Source organism: Pseudomonas sp. ACN8 (assembly GCF_002303925.1).
Classification (GTDB): Bacteria; Pseudomonadota; Gammaproteobacteria; order Pseudomonadales; family Pseudomonadaceae; genus Aquipseudomonas.
The window spans coordinates 90,440-109,183 of record NZ_MRCS01000002.1; the positions used below are offsets into that span (position 1 = coordinate 90,440).

An 18,744-nucleotide genomic window follows, 5' to 3' on the forward strand; every position below is an offset into this window, starting at 1 on the left:
CACATTGATTTGTGTCGTTAATATGGGAGCGGGCTTGCCCGCGAAGCTTTTAGCGGTTACGCAAGCCTTCCAGCAACTTGTGCGTCGGATACCCGTCCGCCGGCCAGCCAAACGACTGCTGGGCGCTGCGGATCGCCTTGCGGGTGTTGGCGCCGATGATCCCGTCGGCGGTGCCGGCGTCATAGTTTTGCGCGCTCAGCAGGTTCTGCAGCTCGATCCGCTCGGTACGGCTCAGAGGCAGGTCATCCTTTGGCCACGTACCGCTGATCAGGCCCGTGCCGTTGAAGCGTTCCGATAACAGGCTCACCCCCAGGGCGTAGGACGACGAGTTGTTGTACTTGAGAATCGCACGGAAGTTGTCGAGCACCAGGAAGGCCGGGCCGCGGTAACCGGCCGGCAGCAACAGTGCGGCGGACAACTGCTCCGAGCCTGCCGGGACCTGGCCGCCGTCGGGCAGCGTAACGCCCAGTTGGCGCCATTCGGCGACACTCTTGCGAATCGTGCCATCGGCCAGCAGGTAATTGAAACCGCTCGGCAGCTGGACTTCAAAGCCCCACGGCTGTCCTCTCTGCCAGCCGGAGCTTTGCAGGTAATGCGCGGTCGAGGCCAGGGCGTCAGCCGAACTGCCCCAGATATCGCGACGGCCGTCGCCATCGAAGTCGACGGCGTGGGTGTTGTAGGTGGTCGGGATGAACTGGGTCTGGCCCATGGCGCCGGCCCAGGAACCCAGCATCTTCTCGGGTTCGATGTCGCCTTGTTGCAGGATTTGCAGGGCCGCGATCAATTGCGCGTGGGCGAAGCCGGGACGGCGGCCTTCGTAGGCCAGGGTCGCCAGCGAGTTGATCACCGACTTGCTGCCCTGGAATTGCCCGAAGTTACTTTCCATTCCCCAGACCGCCACCAGTGCCTGGCGATCGACGCCATAGCGCTGCTCGATACTTTGCAGGACGTCAGCGTACTGGTCGACCAGCGACTGGCCTTTGCGTACCCGCAGCGGCGACAAGGCACCGTCCAGGTATTCCCACACCGGTTTTGCGAATTCCGGTTGGCTGCGGTCGGCGCGAATCACGCTGGGGTCGAAGCTGACATTGGCGAAAGCGCGATCAAACAGATCGGCGCGGATACCGGCGGCCAGGGCATCCTTGCGGAAACCCGCCTGCCATTCGGCGAAGGTCTGGGTCGGCTGGATGTCGAGGTTCTCACCGGTCGGAACCACTGGCGGAACAACCGCCGGGGCGGTAGCGACAGGAAGCGTCTGAAGCGGCTGAGCGTCGGCTGCGGTCGGTTTTTCCGCACAGGCGACAAGCAAAACAAGGCTGGAGGCAGCGATCAATTGGCGTAAGTGCCAACGACGGGAAAGACAAAAGGGCATGCACGGGTCCAGGGAATACGAATCAGGTACAGACCTTAACATGTCGAAGGGGTGTTCTGCTTTATGCAGCCAGAAAGTAAGAAGCCTCCCAGCTGTCAGACTGGAAGGCTTCGCGGCGGTAACTGCCTTTGCCCTTGGCCGGGCGTTCCAGGCGGCTGCGGAACAATGGCTGGGCGATGATGGATTTGGCCTTGTTTGGGCCGTGTTTCGACGGCTTTTTGCTCATGGTGACTTCTCGCAAGTGAATGGATTTTGCGAGGCGAATCATCGGCCGAAGTTGAAAGGCTGTCCAGTCCCGATGTCTGTCTGAAAAAGCGCCGCTCTTTGTAGGAGCGAGCTTGCTCGCGAAGCACTTGAGGGCGCCGCGTTAAATCAGAACGTCTGCGTTATCGTTAACGACCTTCGCGAGCAAGCTCGCTCCTACAAGGAGCGGGGTTACTCAGCGGGCAGGGTCAGGCGCTGCCCAGCCATCAGCAACGTCAACCGGCTCAAACTCATCCACGGCGAACCGGCCGCCTGGCCCTTGATCTGCGCATCAATGCGTTGCGCTTCGAGCAGCAGTTGTGCCCAGCGTTGTGCCGAGTAGCGCTGCAGGGCTTTGCTCACCAACGGTTTACGTTTGTCCCAGACCGGCGGTTTGGCCTGACTGAAGGCCTTGTCCAATGGCGTACCCTGGCTGTATTGCAGGGAAATATTGGCCAGCAGGCGCAACTCCCGGGCCAGGGCCCAGAGAATCACCGGCGGCTCGACGCCTTCACCGCGCAACCCTTCGAGCATGCGCAACGCGTGGGCCGCTTCACCATTGAGCACCGCATCGGTCAGGCCAAAGACGTCGAAGCGCGCACTGTCAGCCACCGCGGCCTGCACGGTTTCAACAGTGATCTGGCCGCCTTCGGCCATCAGTTTGAGCTTTTCGATTTCCTGGGCGGCGGCCAGCAAATTGCCCTCTACCCGCGCCGCGATCAGCTCAACGGCGTCCTGGCTGGCGGAAAGCCCGGCCTGGGACAAACGTTGGCGGATCCAGCTTGGCAACTGGGCAACATCGACCGGCCAGATCTGCACGAACTGGGTCTGCTGTCCTTCGACCAGCGCTTTGCCCCACTTGGTTTTCTGCGCGCTGCCATCGAGTTTCGGCAAGTTGATCAGCAGTATGGTGTCGTCGGCCGGACGCGAGCAGTACTCGATCAGCGCGGCGGCGCCCTTGTCGCCGGGTTTTCCGGAAGGCAGGCGCAGTTCCAGCAGGCGCTTTTCGGCGAACAGCGACATGCTGGCACCGGCTTGCAGCAGCGTCCCCCAGTCGAAACTGGCGTCGGCGGCAAACACCTGGCGTTCATCGAATCCCTGCTGACGGGCGGCAGCGCGAACAGCGTCGGCCGCCTCCTGGCACAACAACGGGTCATCGCCGCTGATGATATAGACCGGCGCAAGGGCGCCTTGCAGGTGTTTGGCGAGTTGGGCGGGGGCGAGCTTCATAAGAGGGGGCGAACGGGGCGCCCGGGCGCCCCGTAAGTCTTACTGCTGCGGCAGTTCGACAGGCGACTGACGCGGGGTATCCGCTTCAGCCTTCTTTGCCGCTTCCAGTGCCGCGGCATCAGCCTTGGCTCTGGCTTCGGCGGTCTGCTGCAACTTGTTCAGTTGGGTCGGGCTCAGTTGTTCCAGGCGCAGCATCATGCGCTGGACCATCTCCCGGCGACCTTCTGTCCGGGCTGTTTCAGCTTCCTGGTCAGAGCCCACCAGGTTGTTGCCGTCGTGCATGTAGATTTTCTGCACTTCGATTTTGTCGCTCAGCAGTGCCAGATCACCGCGACCAAGGATGTCGTAGTTCAGCACGGTGGTGATCTGGTACTCGCCGGCATGACCGGCCCCTGCGTAACTGAGGATGCGCTGGGTTTCCTGTTCATTGGTCAGCACCAGCTTGTAAGGAGCGCCGTTATAGACCTTGACGCCGCTGCCAGTCAGTACCTGACGCAACTGGGTAACGGTTGGGCCATAAGCGTTACGTGCGCTCAGGTCGAGTTCCTTGATCGCCAGTTCATTGGTGCCGGTGCCGCGCAGCTGGAAACCGCAGGCGCTCAGCAGAACCGCGAGGCCCATCACCAGCAGATTGCGTTTGATCATCTTGTTGCTCCCCTTGAAACCATGTGGGCCGATCAAGCGGCCCGAAAGGTTTTACTCGGCGCCAGGCTCACCTGGCGCCTGATCCAATTAGCTGGCGACGATATTGACCAGTTTCCCGGGCACTACGATCACTTTACGAATGGTCAGACCGTCGACGAAGCGCAGCACGTTCTCGTTGGCACGGGCGGCGGCTTCGACTTCTTCACGGCTGGCGCTGGCCGGCATTTCGATGTGGCCACGCAGCTTGCCGTTGACCTGAATCACCAGTTGCAGGCTGTCCTGTACCAAAGCGCTGTCATCCACCACCGGCCAACCGGCGTCGATCACGGGTTCAGCGTGACCCAGTTGATTCCACAGCTCGTGGCTGATGTGCGGCGTGATCGGAGCCAGCAGCAGGGTCACGGCTTCCAGGCCTTCCTGAACCAGAGCGCGATCCTGTTCGGTGCCTTGCGCGGCTTTTTCCAGTACGTTCATCAGCGTCATCACCTGGGCGATGGCGGTGTTGAATTTGTGGTTCTGGCCGACGTCCTGGCTGGCCTGCTTGATGGCCAGGTGGATCGAGCGACGAACGGCTTTTTGCTCGTCATTCAGGCCAGCGACGTCCAGTTTGCCCGGCAGACCCTGGGTGACGTGGGCTTGAGCCAGGCGCCAGACGCGCTTGAGGAAACGGTGCGAGCCTTCGACGCCGGAGTCGGACCATTCCGCACTCATGTCGGGTGGCGAGGCGAACATCATGAACAGGCGGCAGGTATCTGCGCCGAACTGGTCGATCATCGACTGAGGGTCGACGCCGTTGTTCTTCGACTTGGCCATCTTCTCGGTGCCGCCGATTTCCACCGGCAGGCCGTCAGATTTCAACTTGGCGCTGATGACCTTGGCCTTGCTGTCACGCTCAAGCTCGACGTCCGCCGGGTTGAACCAGGTGTAAGCGCCATTGGCTTCGCGGCGATAGTAAGTCTCGGCGATCACCATGCCCTGGGTCAGCAGGTTCTTGAACGGCTCGTTGGAACTCACCAGGCCTTCGTCGCGCATCAGCTTGTGGAAGAAGCGCGCGTAGAGCAGGTGAAGGATCGCGTGTTCGATACCGCCGATGTACTGATCCACCGGCAGCCAGTGGTCGGCCGCCGATTTTTCCACCAGGCCGCCTTCAAAGTGCGGCGAGGCGTAGCGGGCGTAGTACCACGAGGACTCGACGAAGGTGTCCATGGTGTCGGTTTCACGCTTGGCTGGCTGGCCGCATTTAGGGCAGCTGCACTCGTAGAACTCGGGCATGCGCGCCAGTGGCGAACCGGCGCCGTCGGGTACGACGTCTTCCGGCAGCACGACAGGCAGTTGATCTTCCGGTACCGGCACGTCACCGCAAGTGTTGCAGTGGATGATCGGGATCGGGCAGCCCCAGTAGCGCTGGCGGCTGATGCCCCAGTCGCGCAGGCGGAACTGGGTACGCGAGGCGCCCAGCTCTTTCTTGATCAGCGCGACTTCGATGGCGTCGAAGGCGCCTGCGAAGTCGAGGCCGTCGAACTCGCCGGAATTGATCAGCGTGCCGTGCTCGCCGTAGGCGTCTTGCCATGGCGCCGGGTTGCTGTCACCGGAACTGGTGCGCACGACCGATTTGACCGGCAGGTTGTACTTGTGGGCGAACTCGAAATCACGCTCGTCGTGGGCCGGAACCGCCATCACCGCGCCGTCGCCGTAGTGCATCAGCACATAGTTGGCGACCCAGACCGGCAGTTTTTCGCCAGTCAGCGGGTGCTCGACGAACAGGCCGGTCGGCAGGCCTTTTTTCTCCTGGGTGGCAACGTCGGCTTCGGCCACGCTGCCGCCCTTGCATTCAGCAATGAATGCCTGCAGCTCGGGATTGTTCTTGGCGGCGAGGGCGGCCAGGTGGTGCTCGGCGGCCACGGCGACATAAGTCGCTCCCATGAGAGTGTCCGGACGGGTGGTGAAGACTTTCAGCGCGCCGGCTTCGCCGATGGAGTCGACGTTGTACGGGAACTGCACTTCCATGCCGCGGGATTTGCCGATCCAGTTGCGCTGCATGGTCTTGACCTGTTCAGGCCAGCCAGTCAGTTCGTCGAGGCTCTCCAGCAGCTCATCCGCGTAGGCGGTGATCTTGAAGTAGTACATCGGGATTTCGCGCTTTTCGATCAGCGCGCCGGAACGCCAGCCACGGCCGTCGATCACTTGCTCGTTGGCCAGAACGGTCTGGTCGACCGGGTCCCAGTTCACGGTGCCGCTTTTTTTGTAAATCACGCCTTTTTCGAACAGGCGAGTGAACAGCCATTGTTCCCAGCGGTAGTAATCGGGCTTGCAGGTGGTCACTTCGCGGGACCAGTCCACCGCCAGGCCCAGGCTGCGCAGCTGGGACTTCATGTAGGCGATGTTTTCGTAGGTCCACTTGGCGGGCGCCACGTTGTTCTTCATCGCGGCGTTTTCCGCCGGCATGCCGAAGGCGTCCCAACCCATGGGTTGCAGAACGTTCTTGCCTTGCATGCGCTGGTAGCGGGAGATCACGTCGCCGATGGTGTAGTTGCGCACGTGCCCCATGTGTAGCTTGCCGCTGGGGTAAGGGAACATCGACAGGCAGTAGTAAGTCTCCTTGCCTGGCTGTTCACTGACTTCAAAGGACTTTTGCTCGTCCCAGAACGACTGGGCGGCGGCTTCGATTTCACGGGGCTGATATTGTTCGTGCATGGCTACTTTTGAACTGAATAGGGGTGGCCTAATCCTCTTCAATGCAACGCTGGACGCTGATCTCGCCACATTGGCGTTTTCGATGTCCAGCCGAGCTGGAAGTGGAGTTACAGGAAGCGCCGTAGCATACATGACCGCGCTCCACCGAGGGAAACCCTGATTGCTGCCGCGCGTCTCGCGAAAGCCGCCGCGAGGGCCGTTGGTCGCGGCGCTCAGCCGGTTTGTTCATGGAGGCTAAGCTCTAACTGGGGAGTAGGTCTTATCTTCCAATGAGGTGAGGGATGGTTGAGTCACAGCAAAAAGCTACGAAACCGGAGCTGTACGAAAGACTGATCGATCGTTTGGCCCTGGCCCTGGAAGCGGCAAGAACTGCTGGCCGGTTGCGTGACGTACGCCCTCTGGAGCTGGAACTGCGTGGCCTCAGCCTCGCAGAGTTTGCACTGGTCAAGGCGTATCTGGATCGCAGTGAGCGTGAGACGCACGGATGCTTGTCAGAGGCGGTAAAGCAACTCGACGCACCACGCTCCGCCAAGATCATCTGGCTCAAGGACAAGGTTCCCGGCAGAGACGCGGTAAAGGTCCGGTCTTTGCAGTTCAAATAAGACGCAGAGCCGTGCTCCATGGTTTTTTGAAGCATAGTCCTTCTGTATTGATTGTCGCATTGCGCTAACCCACTTAGGCTTCGGGCATCTCCAGGAGATGCTCGATGCCTTTTCGTTACTTTGTAAAACAACTTCTATTGCCCCCCGGCATTCTATTGCTGCTGCTTTTGCTTGCCTGGTGGTTGCGCCGCTCAAGGCCAAGGCTTGCCGGTGTGTGCTTTGCACTGGGGCTGGGTGGTCTTTGGCTGATGAGCCTGCCGGTGGTGGTGCAGTGGAGTGCCGGCCTGCTCGAACGTGAGCCACCGCTGGCTCGCGACGAATGGGCGGTGCTGGGGCAGCGCGCGGACGCCATCGTTGTTCTTGGTTCCGGGCGCGAGCGTGGTGATGTGGCCTGGGGTGCCGACCAGCCAACGGGTATCGGCCTGGAACGCCAGCGCTTTGCCGCTCGGCTGGCCAAGGCTTCCGGCCTGCCGGTACTGACCAGCGGCGGCTTGCATTACGGCACTCCGCCAAGCGAGGCGCAGATGATGGCTGACTCCTTGCGTGACGATTTTGGCGTGACCGTGCGCTGGCAGGAAGGACGCAGCCGCACGACCTGGGAAAATGCCCGGTTCAGCGCCCAGGTGTTGCTGCCACAGGGTATCAAGCGCGTGGTGCTCGTGACTCATGCCGGGCATATGCCACGGGCGGTCTGGAGTTTCCGCAAGGCCGGGTTCGAGGTGGTACCGGCGCCGGTAGGGTTTCTGGGCGGCGACAATGCGCGGCCACTGGGTGGCTGGATGCCGGAGTACAAGGCGATCTGGCAGAACGGACAGTTGATGAACGAGGCGGTGGGGCAGATCGGTTATTCGTTGTTCTACCGATAACCGAACGGTTACCCACGTCCTGTAGGAGCGAGCTTGCTCGCGATGGTGTGTCAGTCAACACAGCGGCGCCTGGTACACCATCGCGAGCAAGCTCGCTCCTACAGTTTTTATGCGGTGTCAGTTCAGACGGTCTTGGCCATCCGGCTCGCAATCAGCGCCCAGCCAAACAACAACACGCAGAGAATGAGCAATGGCCACGAACGCCATTCCAGGTACGGCGTGAGGTTGTGCATCGGCACCACTTCGCCATACAGGATGCCGCGTTCGAACTGCGGGATCTGATCGGTAATCTGACCAAACGGGTTGATCAGGCCGGACACGCCGTTGTTGGTGGCGCGGATCATCCAGCGGCCAGCCTCCAGCGCACGCATCTGCGCCATCTGCAGGTGTTGCAGCGGGCCGATGGAGGTGCCGAACCAGGTGTCGTTGCTGATGGTCAGCAACAGGTCGCTGCGGGCGGCAAGGCTGGCGGCGAATTCCGGGTAAACCACCTCATAACAGATGTATGGCGCGATCTGATAACCCTTGGCTTGCAGCAGCGGCTGGTCAGCCGGGCCGCGAGCGAAGTCCGACATCGGCAGGTCGAAGAAGGCGATCAGCCCGCGCAACACATCCTGCAGCGGAACATACTCGCCAAACGGCACCAGTTTTTGCTTGAGGTAAGTGCCGTCGCCTTCGCCGACAACGGTGATGCCATTGAAGAAGCGCTTCTCGTGGTGGACCTCCATGCGGACCGGGACGCCGGTAATCAGCGCCGATTTACGCTCGGCCGCGAAGCTGCCCATCATGTTCAGGTAGCCCTCGGCGGACTCCTTGAGCACCGGGATCGCCGTTTCCGGCCAAATGAGAAGGTCGACTCGCCTGGAGCTGAAACTCATGTCGCGGTACAACGCCAGTTGCGCGTTGAGCTGCGTCGGGTCCCACTTCATGCTTTGTTCGATGTTGCCCTGAATGGCGGCGACGCTCAGTGGCGGGCCCGATGGGCTGGTCCAGGCATGATGTTTGAGGGTCATGCCGACCAGCCATGGCCCGACCAGCAGCAATGCGCCGGCGGCGATGAAGCCTTTGCGCCCCGTGCGAACCAGGCGCAAGCCGTTGTAGATCAGCGCGGCCGTCAGGGCCAGGGTGAAGGAAATCAGCCACATCCCGCCGATAGGCGCGAGCCCGGCCAGCGGGCCATCGAGCTGGCTGTAACCGGAATACAGCCACGGGAACCCTGTCAGGAACCAGCCGCGGAAGGCTTCCTGGCCGACCCACAGTGCCGCGAAGGCCAGGGCGTCGGCCAGCGGCGCTTCATTTCGGCGCAGCCAGCGCGCCCAGATCCAGGCGGGCAGGGCAAAGAACCAGGCAATCGCCGCGGTGAAGAGCAGCATCAGGAAGCCGGCCAGCAAGACCGAGGCGCCGCCGAAGTGGTGAATGCTGTAGTAGATCCAGCTGGTGCCGGCACCGAACAGGCCGAAACCGAAACACCAGCCTCGACCCAGTGCCTGACGCGGGCTCAGCTCGCGCAGGCCCGCATAGAACAGCCCGACGGCGAGCAGTGCCAGTGGCCAGATATCGAACGGCGCCAGGGCCAGTGTGGTGATTGCACCGGCCGCCACGGCCAGCAGGTTACCGGGCCAGCCGGGGCGGGTTGTCCAGCGCATTTCAATCCTTAGCGAGCAATGGGCGTCAGGCGAAGCAAGTGAATCCGACGGCTGTCGGCGTTCAGGATGCGGAAGCGGTACGGGCCGATTTCAGTGATTTCGTTACGTTTTGGCAAATGCCCGAACGCGCTCATCACCAGGCCGCCAACGGTGTCGAATTCGTCGTCGGAGAACTCGCTGTCGAAAAACTCGTTGAAGTTCTCGATCGGTGTCAGGGCCTTGATCAGGAAATCACCGCTGGGCAGCGGCTTGATGTAGCTGTCTTCTTCGACGTCGTGTTCGTCTTCGATATCGCCGACGATCTGTTCCAGCACGTCTTCGATGGTCACCAGGCCTGCCACGCCACCGTACTCGTCGATGACGATGGCCATGTGGTTGTGGTTGGCGCGAAATTCGCGCAGCAGCACGTTAAGGCGCTTGGATTCCGGCACGAAGGTGGCCGGGCGCAGCAGGTCCTTGATGTTGAAATTGTCGCCGTTCTCCTTGAGGATCAACGGCAGCAAGTCCTTGGCCAGCAACACGCCCATCACGTCATCGTGGCTTTCGCCGATCACCGGGTAGCGGGAGTGGGCCGAGTCGACCACGGCAGGCAGGAACTCGCGGGGTGTCTGGGTCGCCTTGATGCTGACCATTTGCGAGCGCGGGACCATGATGTCCCGGACCTGCAAGTCAGCCACCTGGATGGCGCCTTCGACAATGGCCAGCGCTTCGCTGTCCAGCAGTTTGTTCTGGTGTGCATCGCGCAGCAGCTCCAGCAGCTCCTGGCGGTTTTTCGGCTCGTGGGCAAAAGCCTGGGTGAGCTTACCCAGCCATGACTTCTGCCCGTTGCTCGATCGATCTTCGCTCATAGCGATTACTCTGAATCCTTTGTTGTTTCGGTAGGGAGTGCGTCGGTTTCGTCGTCCGCGTACGGATCGGGAAAGCCCAGTTCTGCAAGCAACGTTCGTTCCAGTGCTTCCATTTCTTCGGCTTCCTCGTCATCAATATGGTCGTAACCAAGCAGATGCAAGCAGCCGTGAATCACCAGATGCGCCCAATGGGCCTTGAGTGCCTTGCCCTGTTCAGCGGCTTCGCGCTCGACCACGGCTACGCAGATCACCAGATCGCCCAGCAGCGGGATGTCGAGGAACTCATCCGGCACGTCGGCCGGGAATGACAAGACGTTGGTTGCGTAGTCCTTTTGCCGCCAGGTGTGATTCAGCTCGCGCCCTTCGGCTTCGTCGACCAGACGAATGGTCATCTCCGAGTCGGCGGTGCGCTGGCGCAGGGCCAGTTCGCACCACTGGCGGAACTCCGCTTCGCCGGGGGCGCAGGCTTCGGTAGCGATTTGCAGGTCAAGCTCAAGCATCGCGGCGGCTATCCTTGGCGGCGGCATCTTCGGCCGCTTTGGTTTCGAAGCGCTCATAGGCTTCGACGATGCGCTGCACCAGTGGATGGCGCACGACGTCCTTGGGCTGGAAATGGGTGAAGCTGATCCCCGGTACATCCTTGAGCACTTCAATCACGTGATGCAGGCCGGACTTGGTGCCGCGTGGCAGGTCGACCTGGGTGATGTCCCCGGTGATGACGGCCGTGGAACCGAAGCCGATCCGGGTCAGGAACATCTTCATTTGTTCGACCGTGGTGTTCTGGCTTTCGTCGAGAATGATGAAGCTGTTGTTCAGCGTACGGCCGCGCATGTAGGCCAGCGGCGCGACTTCGATCACCTGGCGCTCGATCAGCTTGGCGACGTATTCGAAGCCGAGCATTTCGTAAAGCGCGTCGTAGAGCGGGCGCAGGTACGGGTCGATTTTTTGCGACAGGTCGCCGGGCAGGAAGCCGAGTTTTTCACCCGCTTCGACCGCCGGACGAACCAGCAGGATGCGGCGAATCTGCTCGCGCTCCAGTGCATCCACCGCGCAGGCCACGGCCAGGTAGGTCTTGCCGGTACCGGCCGGGCCGATGCCGAAGTTGATATCGTTACCGAGGATTTCCTTCACGTAGCGCACTTGATTCAAGCCGCGTGGGCGAATCATGCCTTTCTTGGTGCGCAAGGCCACGGACGGTTCGGCGGGGGAGTGGTTGTCCAGCTGCTCGACGGCCGATTCCTGCAGGAACAGGTGCACCATGTCCGGCGACAGCTCGGTACCCTTGGTTTCCCGGTACAGGCGGCGCAGGAGGTTTTCCGCGGAGGTGGTGTGTTTGGGTTCGCCGATCAGCTCGAACTGGTTTCCGCGATTGCGGATCTCAATGGTCAGGCGCTGTTCGATCAAGCGCAGGTGCTCGTCGAATTGCCCGCACAGATTGGCGAAGCGACGAGCTTCAAAAGGCTCGAGGATGAAACGATGTGGTTCTATGGGTGCGTTCAAGGTCGTATTTAGCCGCCCTGGGGCAATAGTGATGAATCAAGGATAGCGCCAGTGGCGTGGGTGCGAAAGCTCTTAAATATTGCAATCCGATCCTTGCGTCTGGCGCGGCCCCTGTGGGAGCGAGCTTGCTCGCGATGACGGCCTGACATTCAATAAATGAGTTGTCTGGCCTGACGCTATCGCGAGCAAGCTCGCTCCCACAGGGATCTTCGGTGTTATTGGATCAGCGAACCCCGTAACGAGTGCGGCTGCGCGGCATCGATGTGCACATCCGCGAACTGGCCGATCAGGGTCGGATTGTCGCAGCGGAAATTGACGATACGATTATTCTCGGTCCGGCCTTGCAGCTCGCCCGGGTCTTTTTTCGAGTAATCGGTCACCAGGATCCGCTGGATCGAACCGACCATTTGTCGGCTGATCTCGAAACCTTGCTGGTTCAAGCGATGTTGCAGTGCGTTCAGGCGTTCTTTCTTCAGCTCTTCCGGGGTGTCGTCCGCCAGGTCGGCGGCCGGAGTGCCCGGGCGCTGGCTGTAGACGAACGAGTAGGAGAAGTCGAAGCCGACGTCGGCAATCAGCTTCATGGTTTGTTCGAAATCTTTCTCGGTCTCGCCGGGGAAGCCGACGATGAAGTCCGAGCTGATACAGATTCCCGGCACGGCGGCGCGCAGCTTGCGCAGCTTGGATTTGTATTCCAGCGCGGTGTGGTTGCGCTTCATCGCGGCGAGGATGCGGTCCGAGCCCGATTGCACCGGCAAGTGCAGGTGCTTGACCAGTTCCGGCACGTCGGCGTGGGCCTGGATCAGGCTGTCGGAGAATTCCAGCGGGTGCGACGTGGTGTAACGGATGCGGTCGATGCCCTCGACCGCAGCGACCACGCGGATCAGCTCGGCCAGGTCGGCCAGGCGCCCATCGTGAGTAGTCCCGCGATAGCCGTTGACGTTTTGCCCCAGTAGCGTCACTTCCCGCACGCCGTTTTCGGCCAGGTGAATGATCTCGGCAAGCACATCGTCGAACGGCCGGCTGACCTCCTCGCCACGGGTGTAGGGCACCACGCAGAAGGTGCAGTATTTGCTGCAGCCTTCCATCACCGACACGTAAGCGCTCGGGCCGTCGATGCGGGGTTCGGGCAAATGGTCGAATTTTTCGATTTCCGGGAACGAGACGTCGACTTGCGGCAGCTTGGTGATGCGCGCGGCGTCGATCATTTCCGGCAGGCGGTGCAGAGTCTGCGGGCCGAAGACCACGTCGACGTACGGCGCGCGATCGCGGATGGCGGCGCCTTCCTGGCTGGCCACGCAACCGCCGACGGCGATCACCATGTCAGGGTTGGCCAGCTTCAGTTCGCGCCAGCGGCCGAGCTGGGAATAGACACGGTCCTGTGCACGTTCGCGGATCGAGCAGGTGTTGAGCAGGATCACATCGGCGTCTTCAGCGCGGGCGGTGACTTCCAGGGCCTGATGTTCGCCCAGCAGATCGACCATGCGCGAGCTGTCGTACTCGTTCATCTGGCAACCGTGGGTTTCGATGTAAAGCTTCTTGGCCATGGAATAGAGTCATCACGTGATTCAAAGAACCGCGCATTATAGGGAACATGTACCCAGGTTCCTACCGCTGCGCGTCCAATGGCTATGCTATAGTTCGCGCCCTCATTTTTATCCCCCGATGTGTTGCTCGCCCGCCATGACCAAACGTGAAGCTCCAATCTACAAGGTGATTTTCCTCAACCAGGGCCAGGTGTTCGAAATGTACGCCAAGCAGATCTATCAAAGTGATCTGTGGGGCTTTCTGGAAGTGGAAGAGTTCGTCTTTGGCGAGCGCACGCAAGTGGTCGTCGATCCGAGCGAAGAAAAACTCAAGGCTCAGTTCGAAGGCGTGGTGCGCAGTTTTGTGCCGATGCATTCGATCGTGCGTATCGACGAAGTCGAGCGTATGGGAACACCGAAAATCAGCGAAGCCCGTGGCGCGGTCGGCAATGTCATGCCGTTTCCGATGCCGATGCCTGAGAAGTAAGTCGCGAGACCTAGTCACCCCCAATCGCGAGCAGGCTGAACTGGCCTAATAATTCCGGACACCTCTTAAGGGCGATATGATTTCGCCAACTTGGAGGTTCCATGAACGAAAGAAAGGTCTATACCCGTGAATTCAAGCTGCATGCTGCCAGCATGGTGCTTGATGATAACTGTCCGGTTCCAGACGTGTGTGCATCGCTGGACATCGGGCCTACCGCTTTACGGCGCTGGGTCGATCAGGTTCGCAAGGAACGCGAGGGACAGCCAGTCAAGGGCACCAAGGCGATTACCGAAGATCAACGGCAGATCCAGGAACTAAAGGCCAAGATCAAGCGCATGGAGATGGAAGCCGAGATCTTAAAAAAGGCTACCGCTCTCTTGATGTCGGATCCCGATCGTTTTCGATGATTGCGGAACTAAGAGAGTCATTCCCGACTGCCATTGTGTGCCGTGTTTTCGATGTGAAGCGCAGCAGCTTTTATGAATGGATTCAACGGCGAGCCAAACCGCGGATCAGACGTGAAGAACTCAAGCTGAAAGTGGTTGAACTGCACAGCGAAAGCCGGGAAGCTATGGGTTCCAGAATGATCAGCAAGAACCTGAAGTCCCAAAACATCGCGATCGGAAGAGGCCTTGTCAGAGTGCTGATGAGGGAGGCCAACATTGTCAGTAAACAACGTCAGCCTCACCCATTCAGATCCAAAGGCGTTGAAGCATTTGTCGCGCCCAATCGGCTCAAGCGCGATTTCAAACCGACCGCAGTCGATCAGGTCTGGTGCGGCGACGTTACCAGTTTGATGGTGGGCAAACGCTGGGTTCATTTGGCCATCGTGATCGACTTGTTTGCTCGTCGGGTCATTGGTTGGGCGTTTTCGCTGGTCAATGACGCCAACTTGGTCAGCAAGGCGCTACGCATGGCAACAGAGGTTCGAACGTGTCCTCCTGGACTGATGTTCCATTCGGATCAGGGCTGTCAGTACACCAGTCGCAAGTTTCAAGAGGAACTGAAGCGTCATGGCATTTTGCAAAGCATGAGTCATCGCGGGCAGTGCTGGGACAACGCTCCAACAGAGCGATTTTTCGGCACGCTGAAATCAGAATGGGTGCCTCGCAGTGGCTACAGCAAGATCGAGGAAGCAAAAACCGATATGGTGCGCTTCTTCCTGTACTACAACCGCACCAGGCTCCACAGCTACAACAACTATCTGTCGCCAATAGCCATGGAGCAGAAAGCGGCATAAACACCGTAACCGGTGTCCGGGATTACTTGACCAGTTCAGGCTCGCTCCTACAGTTGGTCTTCAGTGTTTGGAGGTTCCAGTGTAGGAGCGAGCCTGCTCGCGATTGGGGGCCAGTCAGATCAAGCCAAGAATCAGGGCAGTGGCGCGAACGGCGTACGCCCGTCAGCGCTCTGCAGTTCCATCAAGTATTTACGGAAGATTTGCCCGAGCACCTGGGTAGCAAGCTCCAGCTCTTCGCGGGGCATCTTTTCGGTGACTTCGTCGGCGGTGTCCAGGGCCTCTTCGGCGCCATTGACCGCCGCCATCTTCAGCAGGATGTACGCCTGAACGTTATTGGCCGGCACGCCTTCGCCGTGGAAGAACATGGTGCCGAGTTTGAATTGTGCCTGGGCGTGGCCTTGCAGCGAGGCTTTTTCGAAATAGCTCAGGGCTTGATTGAGGTCGCGCGGCGTGTTTTTGCCTTCGTAGTAGAACTCACCCAACTCGTATTGCGCTTGCGCATCCCCTTCTTCCGACGCTTTCTGGCAGGCGGTGAGCGCCTGTTCCAGGTCTTGCGGCTGGGTATTGAGGGTGCAGCGACCCATCGCTGGGATTAACAACGAGTTGCCGCCTGCTTGTGCGTGCGCGAGCAGGGGCTGAAGAAGCAACAGGCAGCCCAGTGCAAGGGTGCGGCCGGTGCGGTTCATGGGAATCGACTTACCTCTGAAGGGCGCGCGGACCCATCGAGGGGATCCAATAAGCGCGCATTATGAAATAAGCAGGGCCAACCTTACAAAGTCTTTACTCGTTTTTCTGCTGCGCGGGAAATTTATCACCCACTTTGCGGGGGATTATCAGCAGAGGAGCAGGAAAAAACGTGGGAATGCAGGCGAAAGCTGACGCTGGCAAGGGCCAACGTCAGCATTTGAGCGTTACTTCAAGGCCGCGAAGGCGCGCTCGGCGGCGTCCAGGGTCAGCTTCAGTTCAGCTTCGCCGTGGGCGATCGAAGTGAAACCGGCTTCGAATGCACTCGGTGCCAGGTACACGCCACCTTCGAGCATCAGGTGGAAGAAACGACCGAACAGGGCTGCGTCGCTGGCCATGACGTCATCGAAGGTGACGATATCGTCGGCACCGCTGAAGTACAGGCCGAACATGCCGCCGGCCTGGGTGGTCACGAACGGAATGCCGGCCGCATCGGCGCGCTGTTGCAGGCCGTCGAGCAGGCGAGTGGTGTAGTCGGTCAGCTCGGCGTGGAAGCCCGGGCGGCTGATCAGGCGCAGTGTGGTCAGGCCGGCGGCCATCGCCAGCGGGTTGCCGGACAGCGTGCCTGCCTGGTAGACCGGGCCCAGTGGGGCGATGCGCTGCATGATTTCACGCTTGCCGCCGAAGCAGCCGACCGGCATGCCGCCACCGATGATCTTGCCGAAGGTGGTCAGGTCCGGCGTCACGCCGTAGTACGCCTGGGCGCCGCCGAGGGCGACACGGAAACCGGTCATCACTTCGTCGAAAATCAGCACCACGCCGTGCTTGTCGCACAGGGTCCGCAGGCCTTCGAGGAAACCCGGTGCCGGCGGCACGCAGTTCATGTTGCCGGCTACTGGCTCGACGATGATGCAGGCCACGTCCTGGCCGACTTCGGCGAGCATGGTTTCTACCGCGTCGATGTCGTTGAACGGCAGGGTCAGGGTGTGTTTGGCGAATGCCGCCGGTACACCGGCCGAGCTCGGTACGCCCTGGGTCAGTGCGCCGGAACCGGCCTTGACCAGCAGGCTGTCGGAGTGACCGTGGTAGCAGCCTTCGAATTTGATGATGCTGTCGCGGCCTGTGAAGCCACGGGCCAGGCGAATGGCGCTCATGGTCGCTTCAGTGCCGGAGCTGACCATGCGCACCATTTCCATCGACGGCACCAGAGAGCAGACCAGGTCGGCCATCTGGGTTTCCATCTCGGTCGGGGCGCCGTAGGACAGGCCGTGCTCAAGCTGCTTGCGCACGGCGTCCAGTACGTCCGGGTGGCTGTGGCCGAGAATCATCGGACCCCAGGAACCGACGTAATCCACATAGCGCTTGTCGTCTTCGTCGGTGACGTAGGCGCCTTCGGCGTGTTTGAAGAACAGCGGAGTGCCGCCGACACTTTTGAACGCGCGAACCGGCGAGTTCACGCCACCGGGAATGTGTTTCTGGGCATTGGCAAACAGGGTTTCGGAACGAGACATGATCGGGCTCTCAAATCAGATTTAAAGCTTAAATAGAAAACAATTCGTTGAAGGCGCGGGCGCGGCGGGTGACCTCAGCCGTGCTCTCGGCGCCAAACAGGCCATGCACCACCGCCAACAGATCGACGCCATGGGCCACCAGCGGGGCGGCGTTATCCAGGGTGATGCCGCCGATCGCGCAGATCGGCAAGTGCAACTGCTTGCGGGCCTGGTCGAGCAGGTCGAGGCTGCAGGTCGGGGCGCCGGGCTTGGTGTTGGAGTTGAAGAAGCGGCCAAAGGCGACATAGCTGGCACCTTCCTTGGCGGCCTGCTCGGCCAGTTCGAGCTGCGCATGACAGGTTGAACCGATGATCGCCTGGCGCCCGAGCAGTGCGCGGGCCGGAGTCAGCGGGCCGTCGGTCTGGCCCAGGTGCACGCCCACGTTCAGGCGTGCCGCCAACTCGGCGTCGTCGTTGATGATCAACTGCGTCTTGTAGCGTTCGCACAACCCGCGCAAGGCTTCGGCCTCACGCAGGCGACGGGCGTCGTCGCTGCTCTTGTCGCGGTATTGCAGCAAGGTGACGCCGCCTTCGAGCGCCGCCTCCACGTACTTGAGCAACTTACCGTCCAGCAAATGGCTGTCGGTAATGGCGTACAGGCCACGTAGTTTCATCGGACAAGCCTCACCGCATTACAAAGAGAAGTTACGAACAGAAATCCAGTGGCAAGCGGCGCGGCACGAACTGGCCTTTGCCCAGTTGCTCGGCATCACGCAGGGTGCGCCATGTGTAGTTAAGCGCGGTCTGCACGGCACTGGCGAGGTTTTCGCCCTGGGCCAGACGACCGGCCAGGGCACTGGCCAGGGTGCATCCGGAACCGTGATAACTGCCCGGCAAACGCTGGCAGGTATAGGTTTCGCGCAGGCCATCGCGGCTGTACAGGCGATTGTGGATTTCAGTTTCGTCGCCATGGCCGCCGGTGATCAGCAGGTGTTTGACGAACGGCAGGAGTTTTTCAGCGCACTCGTCCGCGGTGCCGTCGGGCAGTTCGGCGAGGATACGGGCTTCGGGAAGGTTGGGGGTCGCTATGATCGACAGGGGCAGCAGGCGTTCGCGCATGGCGTAGCCGACTTCATCCTTGCCCAGGCGTCCGCCGCCGCCGGCGCGCAGCACCGGGTCGCAGACCACCGGCAAGTGCGGGTGCGCCGAAAGCAGTTCGACCACGGTGTCGACCATTTCCAGAGAACCGAGCATGCCCAGCTTGACCGCCGCGACTTCGGAATCGTTGAGCACGGCATTGGCCTGGGCCAGTACCCACTCACGGTCCAGGACGCGGAAGTCCGTGACATTGACGGTGTCTTGCACGGTCAGGGCGGTGACGGCCGGAGCCGCATGGCAACCCTGAGCGAGCAGGGCTTCGATATCTGCCTGCAAGCCGGCGCCACCACTTGGGTCGTGGCCGGAGAGACAGAGGACAACGGGGCGAGAACTGTAGATATTCATGGTGCGCGAGCTTACCACCAAACCTGTTTTTCGGGTGTTGTGGCGGTGTGTTTGGTCGATACATTGTGGTGGGGGGACTTGCCCCCTCGCCATGGTGATTTTTTTGCCATTGATAATCGTTCAGTGGTGTCGCTGAAATGCCCGTCCTAGAGCCTTTTCATGAAAAATTTCA

19 protein-coding genes are annotated in these 18,744 nt (G+C 60.6%); 5 read left to right on the top strand and 14 right to left on the bottom strand.

All coding sequences use genetic code 11. The features are described from left to right. Positions 1–49 precede the first annotated feature (49 nt). From BSF44_RS01695 to leuS, 5 genes are all read right to left on the bottom strand, one after another. Positions 50–1,372, bottom strand: a complete 1,323-nt coding sequence (locus tag BSF44_RS01695; protein ID WP_095941987.1) for a lytic murein transglycosylase — start codon at positions 1,370–1,372, stop codon at positions 50–52. A gap of 61 nt (positions 1,373–1,433) precedes the next feature. Then, a complete protein-coding gene (gene arfA, locus BSF44_RS01700) occupies positions 1,434–1,598 on the bottom strand; it encodes an alternative ribosome rescue factor ArfA (RefSeq protein WP_095942068.1) in 165 nt (54 codons plus the stop codon). 209 nt (positions 1,599–1,807) lie between these two features. After that, the gene (gene holA, locus BSF44_RS01705; protein ID WP_095941988.1) at positions 1,808–2,845 is read right to left on the bottom strand and encodes a DNA polymerase III subunit delta; all 1,038 of its coding nucleotides are present in this window, start codon (positions 2,843–2,845) and stop codon (positions 1,808–1,810) included. Between the two features lie 39 nt (positions 2,846–2,884). After that, a complete protein-coding gene (gene lptE / locus BSF44_RS01710) occupies positions 2,885–3,490 on the bottom strand; it encodes an LPS assembly lipoprotein LptE (RefSeq protein ID WP_095941989.1) in 606 nt (201 codons plus the stop codon). Positions 3,491–3,577: 87 nt separating this feature from the next. After that, complete coding sequence (leuS, locus tag BSF44_RS01715) at positions 3,578–6,184, bottom strand: leucine--tRNA ligase (protein WP_095941990.1); 2,607 nt, start codon at positions 6,182–6,184, stop codon at positions 3,578–3,580. Positions 6,185–6,465: 281 nt separating this feature from the next. On the opposite strand from leuS, the gene BSF44_RS01720 reads away from it, so the two are divergent. Together BSF44_RS01720 and BSF44_RS01725 are read left to right on the top strand one after the other, a co-directional pair. Then, positions 6,466–6,786, top strand: a complete 321-nt coding sequence (locus BSF44_RS01720) for a hypothetical protein (RefSeq protein ID WP_095941991.1) — start codon at positions 6,466–6,468, stop codon at positions 6,784–6,786. Positions 6,787–6,890: 104 nt separating this feature from the next. Further along, positions 6,891–7,652, top strand: a complete 762-nt coding sequence (locus BSF44_RS01725) for a YdcF family protein (protein ID WP_095941992.1) — start codon at positions 6,891–6,893, stop codon at positions 7,650–7,652. A 122-nt stretch (positions 7,653–7,774) separates the two neighbouring features. Here BSF44_RS01725 and lnt read toward each other — a convergent pair whose 3' ends face one another. The 5 genes from lnt to miaB all read right to left on the bottom strand — a co-directional run bounded on the left by lnt (position 7,775) and on the right by miaB (position 13,190). After that, positions 7,775–9,298, bottom strand: a complete 1,524-nt coding sequence (lnt, locus tag BSF44_RS01730; RefSeq protein WP_095941993.1) for an apolipoprotein N-acyltransferase — start codon at positions 9,296–9,298, stop codon at positions 7,775–7,777. 8 nt (positions 9,299–9,306) lie between these two features. Beyond that, positions 9,307–10,146, bottom strand: coding sequence for an HlyC/CorC family transporter (locus tag BSF44_RS01735; RefSeq protein WP_008022962.1), 840 nt, complete (start codon positions 10,144–10,146; stop codon positions 9,307–9,309). 5 nt (positions 10,147–10,151) lie between these two features. After that, a complete protein-coding gene (gene ybeY / locus BSF44_RS01740) occupies positions 10,152–10,646 on the bottom strand; it encodes an rRNA maturation RNase YbeY (protein WP_095941994.1) in 495 nt (164 codons plus the stop codon). Further along, a complete protein-coding gene (locus BSF44_RS01745) occupies positions 10,639–11,646 on the bottom strand; it encodes a PhoH family protein (protein WP_095941995.1) in 1,008 nt (335 codons plus the stop codon). Before BSF44_RS01745 ends, ybeY begins: the two co-directional genes overlap by 8 nt. A 215-nt stretch (positions 11,647–11,861) precedes the next feature. Next, a complete protein-coding gene (gene miaB / locus BSF44_RS01750) occupies positions 11,862–13,190 on the bottom strand; it encodes a tRNA (N6-isopentenyl adenosine(37)-C2)-methylthiotransferase MiaB (RefSeq protein WP_095941996.1) in 1,329 nt (442 codons plus the stop codon). 136 nt (positions 13,191–13,326) lie between these two features. On the opposite strand from miaB, the gene BSF44_RS01755 reads away from it, so the two are divergent. From BSF44_RS01755 to BSF44_RS01760, 3 genes are all read left to right on the top strand, one after another. Further along, entirely contained in the window at positions 13,327–13,656 is a 330-nt protein-coding gene (locus BSF44_RS01755; RefSeq protein WP_008052403.1) for a DUF1820 family protein, read from the top strand. A gap of 101 nt (positions 13,657–13,757) precedes the next feature. After that, positions 13,758–14,063 (top strand): IS3 family transposase, encoded by a 306-nt coding sequence (locus BSF44_RS30585; protein WP_008047186.1) that lies wholly within the window; start codon positions 13,758–13,760, stop codon positions 14,061–14,063. Beyond that, positions 14,060–14,896: an IS3 family transposase gene (locus BSF44_RS01760; protein WP_256588931.1), complete on the top strand. Its 837-nt coding sequence runs from the start codon at positions 14,060–14,062 to the stop codon at positions 14,894–14,896. Before BSF44_RS30585 ends, BSF44_RS01760 begins: the two co-directional genes overlap by 4 nt. A 131-nt stretch (positions 14,897–15,027) precedes the next feature. On the opposite strand, the gene BSF44_RS01765 is transcribed toward BSF44_RS01760, so the two are convergent. The 4 genes from BSF44_RS01765 to BSF44_RS01780 all read right to left on the bottom strand — a co-directional run bounded on the left by BSF44_RS01765 (position 15,028) and on the right by BSF44_RS01780 (position 18,572). After that, positions 15,028–15,582, bottom strand: coding sequence for a tetratricopeptide repeat protein (locus BSF44_RS01765; protein WP_095941997.1), 555 nt, complete (start codon positions 15,580–15,582; stop codon positions 15,028–15,030). Between the two features lie 225 nt (positions 15,583–15,807). Next, positions 15,808–17,091: a glutamate-1-semialdehyde 2,1-aminomutase gene (gene hemL, locus BSF44_RS01770; RefSeq protein WP_056728829.1), complete on the bottom strand. Its 1,284-nt coding sequence runs from the start codon at positions 17,089–17,091 to the stop codon at positions 15,808–15,810. A gap of 28 nt (positions 17,092–17,119) precedes the next feature. Continuing rightward, positions 17,120–17,743 (bottom strand): thiamine phosphate synthase, encoded by a 624-nt coding sequence (gene thiE / locus BSF44_RS01775; RefSeq protein ID WP_095941998.1) that lies wholly within the window; start codon positions 17,741–17,743, stop codon positions 17,120–17,122. 31 nt (positions 17,744–17,774) lie between these two features. Further along, complete coding sequence (locus BSF44_RS01780) at positions 17,775–18,572, bottom strand: hydroxymethylpyrimidine/phosphomethylpyrimidine kinase (RefSeq protein WP_095941999.1); 798 nt, start codon at positions 18,570–18,572, stop codon at positions 17,775–17,777. Between the last annotated feature and the right edge of the window lie 172 nt (positions 18,573–18,744).

Bases quoted from the DNA above. Each gene is read 5' to 3' on its own strand.
- BSF44_RS01695 (WP_095941987.1), bottom strand. From the start codon at position 1,372: ATGCCCTTTTGTCTTTCCCGTCGTTGGCACTTACGCCAATTGATCGCT.
- arfA (WP_095942068.1), bottom strand. From the start codon at position 1,598: ATGAGCAAAAAGCCGTCGAAACACGGCCCAAACAAGGCCAAATCCATC.
- holA (WP_095941988.1), bottom strand. From the start codon at position 2,845: ATGAAGCTCGCCCCCGCCCAACTCGCCAAACACCTGCAAGGCGCCCTT.
- lptE (WP_095941989.1), bottom strand. From the start codon at position 3,490: ATGATCAAACGCAATCTGCTGGTGATGGGCCTCGCGGTTCTGCTGAGC.
- leuS (WP_095941990.1), bottom strand. From the start codon at position 6,184: ATGCACGAACAATATCAGCCCCGTGAAATCGAAGCCGCCGCCCAGTCG.
- BSF44_RS01720 (WP_095941991.1), top strand. From the start codon at position 6,466: ATGGTTGAGTCACAGCAAAAAGCTACGAAACCGGAGCTGTACGAAAGA.
- BSF44_RS01725 (WP_095941992.1), top strand. From the start codon at position 6,891: ATGCCTTTTCGTTACTTTGTAAAACAACTTCTATTGCCCCCCGGCATT.
- lnt (WP_095941993.1), bottom strand. From the start codon at position 9,298: ATGCGCTGGACAACCCGCCCCGGCTGGCCCGGTAACCTGCTGGCCGTG.
- BSF44_RS01735 (WP_008022962.1), bottom strand. From the start codon at position 10,146: ATGAGCGAAGATCGATCGAGCAACGGGCAGAAGTCATGGCTGGGTAAG.
- ybeY (WP_095941994.1), bottom strand. From the start codon at position 10,646: ATGCTTGAGCTTGACCTGCAAATCGCTACCGAAGCCTGCGCCCCCGGC.
- miaB (WP_095941996.1), bottom strand. From the start codon at position 13,190: ATGGCCAAGAAGCTTTACATCGAAACCCACGGTTGCCAGATGAACGAG.
- BSF44_RS01755 (WP_008052403.1), top strand. From the start codon at position 13,327: ATGACCAAACGTGAAGCTCCAATCTACAAGGTGATTTTCCTCAACCAG.
- BSF44_RS30585 (WP_008047186.1), top strand. From the start codon at position 13,758: ATGAACGAAAGAAAGGTCTATACCCGTGAATTCAAGCTGCATGCTGCC.
- BSF44_RS01760 (WP_256588931.1), top strand. From the start codon at position 14,060: ATGATTGCGGAACTAAGAGAGTCATTCCCGACTGCCATTGTGTGCCGT.
- BSF44_RS01765 (WP_095941997.1), bottom strand. From the start codon at position 15,582: ATGAACCGCACCGGCCGCACCCTTGCACTGGGCTGCCTGTTGCTTCTT.
- hemL (WP_056728829.1), bottom strand. From the start codon at position 17,091: ATGTCTCGTTCCGAAACCCTGTTTGCCAATGCCCAGAAACACATTCCC.
- thiE (WP_095941998.1), bottom strand. From the start codon at position 17,743: ATGAAACTACGTGGCCTGTACGCCATTACCGACAGCCATTTGCTGGAC.
- BSF44_RS01780 (WP_095941999.1), bottom strand. From the start codon at position 18,572: ATGAATATCTACAGTTCTCGCCCCGTTGTCCTCTGTCTCTCCGGCCAC.